Genomic DNA, 6424 nt, shown 5'->3' with positions numbered 1-6424 from the left:
GTCGAGCATCCGGTAGGTGCAGCCGGTCACGTGCGGTTCCGCCAGCACCATCGACTTGTCGACAAGCACCGACAGCGGATCGAGCGGGTCGTCGTCGAGCAGCCACTCCACCGTCGGCAGGTCGACCGGGCCGGCGAAGACCGCCAGCCAACGCAGCAGTCGCGCGGCACGCGGCCCGAGCGTCCGGTAGGACCAGGTCACCGTCGCCTGCATGGTCAGGTGCCGTTCGACCGCCGAGCGGGCCGCCGCTCGGGTGGCCGGGGTCGAGGAACTCACGCCGGTGGCCGCCGCGGCCAGGTCGACGGTGTCCCGCTGGTTACCGGTGTTCCCCCGATCGGTCGGTGGTGGCAACGGAATCTCACGGCCGGCGTCGAGCGTGCCGAGCACGTCGTCGAGCCGCTCGGCGAGCTGCCCCACCGAGAGCACCCGCAGTCGGGCCGCGGCCAGCTCGATGGCGAGCGGCAAACCGTCAAGTCGCCGCACCACCCGCCGTACGTCGGCCGACTCGGAGGGGTCGGGCTGGCGCCCGCCCCGCGCCGCCGCCGTACGATCCAACAGCAGCGCCACCGCGTCGCTCTCGGTGCCGTCGGGCGCCGGATCGACGCTCAACGGCGGGATCCGCCACACCACCTCACCCGGCAGCCCCAGTGGTTCCCGGGTCGTGGCCAGCACCCGCACCCCTCCGCCGCCGGCCAGCAGTCGGGAGACCGCGTCGGCGCAGGACGCCGGCTGGGCGTCGCAGGTGTCGAGCACGATCAGCATCCGGCGGGGAGCGGCGTACTCCACAAGCGTGTCGACCATCGGGCGGCCCGGCTCCGGGCGCAGGCCGAGCACCGCGGCGACGGCGAAGGCGACAAGTCCGGGGTCGGTGACCGTGGCGATGTCGACGAACCACACCCCGTCCGGGTACTCGTCCACCAGGTCGGTGGCGAACTCCACGGCCAGCCGCGTCTTGCCGCTGCCACCCGCGCCGAGCACGGTGACCAGCCGGTGCCGATTCACGAGTCGCGCCAGCTCGGCGCGTTCGGTCTGCCGCCCGACGAACGTGGTGACCTGGATCGGTAGGTTGTGCGCCACCACGTCGGCGGTACGCGGCCGCGGGAACTGCCGTTCCAGGCCGGGTGCGACGAGCTGGAAGAGCCGTTCCCGGTCGTCGAAACCACGCAGCCGGTGCAGCCCGAGGTCGAGCAGGGAGGCACCGGCCGGCAGTGGCCGGGCCCGCCGCGCCGTGGCACCGGAGCAGAGGATCTGCCCGCCGTGCGCGGCGGCGGCGACCCGGGCGGCCCGGTGCACCTCGGGGCTGGCGTACTCGCCGTCGCGTGGCTCCGCCCAACCGGTGTGCAGTCCCATCCGGACCCGGGGGGCCGCCTCGGGCGTCGGCCACTCGTGCTCACCGAGCGCCCGCTGCGCGGTCAGACAGGCGGTCAACGCCGCTCCCGCGTCATCGAAGGCCAGGAAGAACGAGTCGCCCTCGGTCAGCAGCTCCGCGCCCTCGGCCGCCGCGATCGTCCGGCGCAGCAGCCGCCGGTGCTCGGCGAGCACCGGCCGGTAGCCGGACCCGAGTAGCTGGGCCAACCGGGTGGAGCCCTCGATGTCGGTGAAGACGAATGTCACCCAACCGGTCGGGAGGTTGATCCGTGGCGGCATGCGTGGAACCTCCCCCCTGGTCTCGGCACCATACTTCCCGAGACCGGATCATCACGCATCGTGAGAACGGTCGGCCGAGACTCCGACCCAAGGTGCCATCGGACCCTGCGTCCGGGCAAGGCCGGCAGCCACCCGTACCACCCTTCGACCACCGTCGCGGCGTGGTCAGCAGCCGCAGCCACCACCGCAGCAGCCGCCGCCGGCGGGTGCGGACGAGGCACCGGACCCGCCACCACCACGGCCGGTGACCGCGACCGTGGATAGCAGTTTCACCGTGTCGGCGTGCCCCTGCGGGCAGGGCGCCGGCTCACCGGCTCGCGCCATCGGACGGTTGACCTCGAAGGTGGCGCCGCAGGCGCGACAACGGAACTCGTACCGGGGCATGCCGTCAGCCTACGACCGGACCTGACGTCGGCGAAGACATGGGTGATACTCGACGAGTGGCAGACGGCGAAGAGCGCACCACCCTGCGGCCCCTGCGACCGGCCACGCCGCGCACCGACTCCGGCGGCGGCCCGGACGGGCCGGCAACCGGGCTGCCCCGTCCCCGCCGCCCCTGGCTGAGTTCGGGCAAGCCGGCCGACGACGCGGCACCGGACCCACCCCCCACCGACCCGGTTCCGGCGGAGGCCATCGACAACGCCGCCGGCACCACGAGCGACGCTACGACTCCCGACAGGACGGATGCCACCGCAGCGGAATCGACGCCGAAGACCACTGTCGAGGAGTCCACTCCGGAGTCCGGCGCACCGGCAGCCCGGCGCCGCCGGGTGCGCTTCGGGCACGCCGTACGCCTGCCGGGGCCTCGGGCCGCGGCCCGGGCGACCCGCGCCTGGTCGCGCCGGCCGAGTGGCCGACTGACCCTGCCGGGTGTGTTCCTGCTCGTCCTGGTCGCCGCGACCGCCACGGCCGGTGCGCTGCTGGTGCCCGCCACCCTGGGCGCTCCGCGTCCGGTGGCGGTCGACGCCACCGCCGACCCGCTGCCCAGCGACCTGCCGCCGTCCGGTCAGGTGCCGCCACCGGGGCAGTTCCCGCCCCCCACCGCGACCCTCCCGCCCGGCGTGACCCCACCGGGCACCGCCGGGCCGGCCGGTGGACGCCCGTCCGACGCCCTGGCCGGCTGGGCCCGAGACACCGGTGCCAAGGTCGGCATCGACCCGATCGCCATGCAGGCGTACGGCTACGCCGAGCTGGTGCTCGCCGAGACCGACCGCGCCTGCGGCCTGAGCTGGACCACGTTGGCCGCGATCGGCCTGGTCGAGTCCCGCCACGGACAGGCCAACAACGCCCAGCTCGGCGCGGACGGCCGGGCTGTCCCGGAGATCATTGGTCTGCCGTTGGACGGCCAGGGCAACCGGATGCGGATCGCCGACACCGACCGGGGCGAGCTGGACCGCGACACCACCTATGACCGGGCGATCGGGCCGATGCAGTTCATCCCGACCACCTGGGAGGAGATCGGCGCCGATGCGGACAACGACGGCCGCAAGGACCCGCACAACATCCACGACGCCGCGCTCGCGGCCGGGATGTACCTGTGCAAGGGCGGCCGGAACCTCACCATTCCGGGCGACTGGTGGAACGCGATCCTGTCGTACAACGATGTCCGAAGGTACGCCCAGGACGTCTTCGACGCCGCCAACCGGTACGGACAGGCCAGTCGCACGTGAAGTGATCGTCCGCATACATTGGAGAACTGGACACTTCCCCCCGGCTGCGGATGACGGCAAGCTAGACGGGTGATGGTGCGCGAGTGGGACCCCAGGACCGCGTCGTCCGCCGAGATCGCGTCGCTGCTGGACACGCTGAACGCGGTCCTGGCGGCCGATCTTCCGCAGGATCCGCCGTGGCGGGAGAGTTCCCTGCGGGAATACCTCGCCGAGGTGATGCCGGGCGAACGGCGGATCTCCTGGATCGCGCAGGAGGATCCAGATGTCGACGGCGCTCCGGGAGCCATCCTCGGTCAGGTGCACGTGCTGCTGCTCGGCAACATCGGTGTGCTGGAGGTCCTGGTCCATCCGTCCGCGCGGCGCAGTGGTCTGGGCCGTGATCTCGTCCTGCGCGCAGCCCGCCGGGTCTATCAGGAGGGCTTTGAGTCGATCGGGGTGGAGGTGGTCGGCGACACTCCCGCCGTCGCCTTCTACGAATCACTCGGTTTCATTCGGGAGTACGTGGAGACCCGCAGTGTCCTCGACCTCTCCGGTGTCGACTGGGCCGAGTTGGCGGAGATGTCGACCGGGCTCGGCGCCGGTTACCGCGTCCAGTTCCACCCCGGCGGCCCGCCGGACGAGCTGATCGAGGCGTACGCGCGGGCCAAGGCCGAGATCCGGGACATCGAGGACGGCGAGCTACGACCCAGCTCGTACGATCCGCAGCGGCTCCGGGACAGCCTCGACTGCCTGCACCGGCGGGGCATGAAGCCGTACATCGTGCTCGCCCTGCACGAGCAGACCGGTGAGGTGGCCGGCCTGACCGAGGTGGTCGTGCCGGCCCAGCATCCGACCCGTGCCGACCAGTACGACACGATCGTGGTACAGGATCACCGGGGCTACGGCATCGACCGGGCGATAAAGGCTCGGATGCTGTTGGAGCTGCGCTCGGCCGAGCCGCAACTGACCGAGGTGCAGACCTGGAACGCGCAGGCCAACGAGGCCATGCTCAAGGTCAACGCCGAGCTGGGCTACCGCACCGACCGAGACTGGTGCGAATACAGCGTCGACGTCGCCGAGCTGGTCCATCGCCTCGACGCCACACGCTGACCGGTCGGCTGCCCGCCCGTCAGTTCCGGTACCAGGTGCTCGGGTCCGGCGGAGGCGGCACGTTACGGTACTTGGCCACCCGCACCTCCCACTGACTGCGGCGCCGGCGTGCCTCCCGGTCGGCCCGGGAACGGTGGTAGGTCTCCGGCGGTCGAGCCAGCCCGTAGATGTCCGCCCACCATTCGCCTGGTTCGGGGTCGAGAATCGTGTTCAGATGCGCCGGGTAGCGCCGGTCCGCGCCGTCCCGGGTGTCGTCCCAGACCTTCATCGGCAGCACGACCCGCCCCTCCTGGTCGACGACCACGAGATAGAGCCCGGCCGCACCGAGCAGCCGCTCCAGCACGGCCAGGCTCGGCGTCAGGCTGCCCGCCTCGACCCGCGCGACGGTCGACGGGGCGACCTTGGCGAACCGGGCCATCCGCAGCTGGCTGAGCCCGACGATCCGGCGGGCACGTCGCACCAGACCGGCGATGGGAAAGGGACCGACCGTGGGGCCGAGGCCCGGCGGCTCGAAGACGATGGACATGCACCCGACCCTGCCGCTGCCCAAGCCGACGCGGCAACCCCTGTGGAAAAACCTGTGGATAACCCGAGCCCTCCGCACCGCCCACCCCCTCACAGCCCACCCGACCCGACCCTGGCAGGGCTAGCGGTCCGCTACCCTCAGCAACAATCACGGTGAGTGGCGGACGTGTCATCTCCCTCCGACCCTTCCCACAACACCTCCGCGCCCTTTGCTCTGCTTCAACCCGCGCAACAGGCTCTGACCAGCGGCGAAGGAAGTCAAGATCGCGGTCTATCGCACGCCGGCAACTACCCTCCGCAAGCTGTGCGTGGGTTGAAGCAGAGCAAAGGACGGGGGGAGGACATGGGCAGAGGTGGAGGAAAAATACTCAGGGTGATGACACTGGTTCGGTCGATGGTCGCACCAGTGCAGACGGGTTGGCGCGTGAACAGGCCGCCGCAACAGCGCAGCCGTCAGCCGTCAGCCTTGTCGGGTGCTCGGGGTCGAAGCAGGGTCAGTAACGCTGGCGGAGCAGTTGGGCGGCCTCGACGGCCCAGTAGGTGAGGATGATCTGGGCACCGGCGCGGCGGATCGAGGTGAGGGTTTCCAGCATCACCCGCTCCCGGTCGATCCAGCCGTTCGCGGCGGCCGCCTCGACCATCGCGTACTCGCCGGAGACCTGGTAGGCCGCCACGGGCACGTCCACGGCGGCGCGGACCGCCGACACCACGTCGAGGTACGGCAACGCCGGCTTGACCATCACCATGTCGGCACCCTCGGCGACGTCCAACGCGACCTCGCGCAGCGACTCGCGCAGGTTCGCCGGATCCTGCTGGTAGGCCCGTCGGTCCCCCTCAAGCGCCGACTCCACCGCGTCCCGGAAGGGGCCGAAGAAGGCCGATGCGTACTTCACGGCGTACGCGAGGACGGCCACGTCGGTGTGACCGGCCGCGTCGAGTGCCGCGCGTACCGCCCCGACCTGGCCGTCCATCATGCCGGACGGCCCGACCACCCCGACCCCGGCGGCGGCCTGGGCCACGGCCATCTCGGCGTACGCGGCGAGGGTGGCGTCGTTGTCGACCTCGCCGGCCGGGGTGAGCAGCCCGCAGTGCCCGTGCGAGGTGAACTCGTCCAGGCAGAGGTCACTCATCACCACCGTCGCGTCGCCCACCTCGGCGACCACGTCCCGGATCGCGACGTTGAGGATGCCGTTCGGGTCGATGCCGCCGGAGCCACGTTCGTCGCGCGACGCGGGCACGCCGAACAGCATGATCCCGCCGACGCCGGCCTGCACCGCTTCCACCGCCGCCTTACGCAGCGAGTCGCGCGAGTGCTGGAGCACCCCCGGCAGCGAGGCGATGGCGCGCGGCTCGGTCAGCCCTTCCTTGACGAACATCGGCACGACCAGCTCGGCCGGGTCGACGCGGGTCTCGGAGACCAGCCGACGCATCGCCGCGGTGCGGCGCAGCCGACGGGGCCGCATCTCTGGGTACGGCATGAACCCTCCCTGACG

Annotated in this window: 6 protein-coding genes; 2 read left to right on the top strand and 4 right to left on the bottom strand. The window is 71.7% G+C overall.

The window, feature by feature from the left end:
• On the bottom strand, positions 1 to 1647 hold a 1647-nt coding region (locus tag O3597_RS28500; protein ID WP_281602941.1), incomplete at its 3' end, for an adenylate/guanylate cyclase domain-containing protein.
• A gap of 165 nt (positions 1648 to 1812) precedes the next feature.
• Positions 1813 to 2031, bottom strand: coding sequence for a zinc ribbon domain-containing protein (locus tag O3597_RS28495; RefSeq protein WP_164448458.1), 219 nt, complete (start codon positions 2029 to 2031; stop codon positions 1813 to 1815).
• 56 nt (positions 2032 to 2087) lie between these two features.
• Between O3597_RS28495 and O3597_RS28490 the strand changes: the two genes are divergently transcribed.
• Complete coding sequence (locus tag O3597_RS28490; RefSeq protein WP_281602940.1) at positions 2088 to 3317, top strand: lytic transglycosylase domain-containing protein; 1230 nt, start codon at positions 2088 to 2090, stop codon at positions 3315 to 3317.
• Between the two features lie 72 nt (positions 3318 to 3389).
• Complete coding sequence (locus O3597_RS28485; protein WP_164448663.1) at positions 3390 to 4406, top strand: GNAT family N-acetyltransferase; 1017 nt, start codon at positions 3390 to 3392, stop codon at positions 4404 to 4406.
• A 19-nt stretch (positions 4407 to 4425) separates the two neighbouring features.
• On the opposite strand, the gene O3597_RS28480 is transcribed toward O3597_RS28485, so the two are convergent.
• Entirely contained in the window at positions 4426 to 4932 is a 507-nt protein-coding gene (locus tag O3597_RS28480; RefSeq protein ID WP_281602939.1) for a helix-turn-helix transcriptional regulator, read from the bottom strand.
• Positions 4933 to 5425: 493 nt separating this feature from the next.
• Positions 5426 to 6409, bottom strand: a complete 984-nt coding sequence (gene hemB, locus O3597_RS28475; protein ID WP_164448461.1) for a porphobilinogen synthase — start codon at positions 6407 to 6409, stop codon at positions 5426 to 5428.
• Positions 6410 to 6424 lie beyond the last annotated feature (15 nt).

The sequence above is a fragment of the Verrucosispora sp. WMMA2044 genome, assembly GCF_027497155.1.
Classification (GTDB): Bacteria; Actinomycetota; Actinomycetes; order Mycobacteriales; family Micromonosporaceae; genus Micromonospora; species Micromonospora palythoicola.
This window is presented reverse-complemented; position numbering and strand designations above follow the sequence as displayed.

Excerpts from the sequence above, each read along its gene's own strand:
- O3597_RS28495 (WP_164448458.1), bottom strand. The coding sequence starts at position 2,031 with ATGCCCCGGTACGAGTTCCGTTGTCGCGCCTGCGGCGCCACCTTCGAG.
- O3597_RS28485 (WP_164448663.1), top strand. The coding sequence starts at position 3,390 with ATGGTGCGCGAGTGGGACCCCAGGACCGCGTCGTCCGCCGAGATCGCG.
- O3597_RS28480 (WP_281602939.1), bottom strand. The coding sequence starts at position 4,932 with ATGTCCATCGTCTTCGAGCCGCCGGGCCTCGGCCCCACGGTCGGTCCC.
- hemB (WP_164448461.1), bottom strand. The coding sequence starts at position 6,409 with ATGCCGTACCCAGAGATGCGGCCCCGTCGGCTGCGCCGCACCGCGGCG.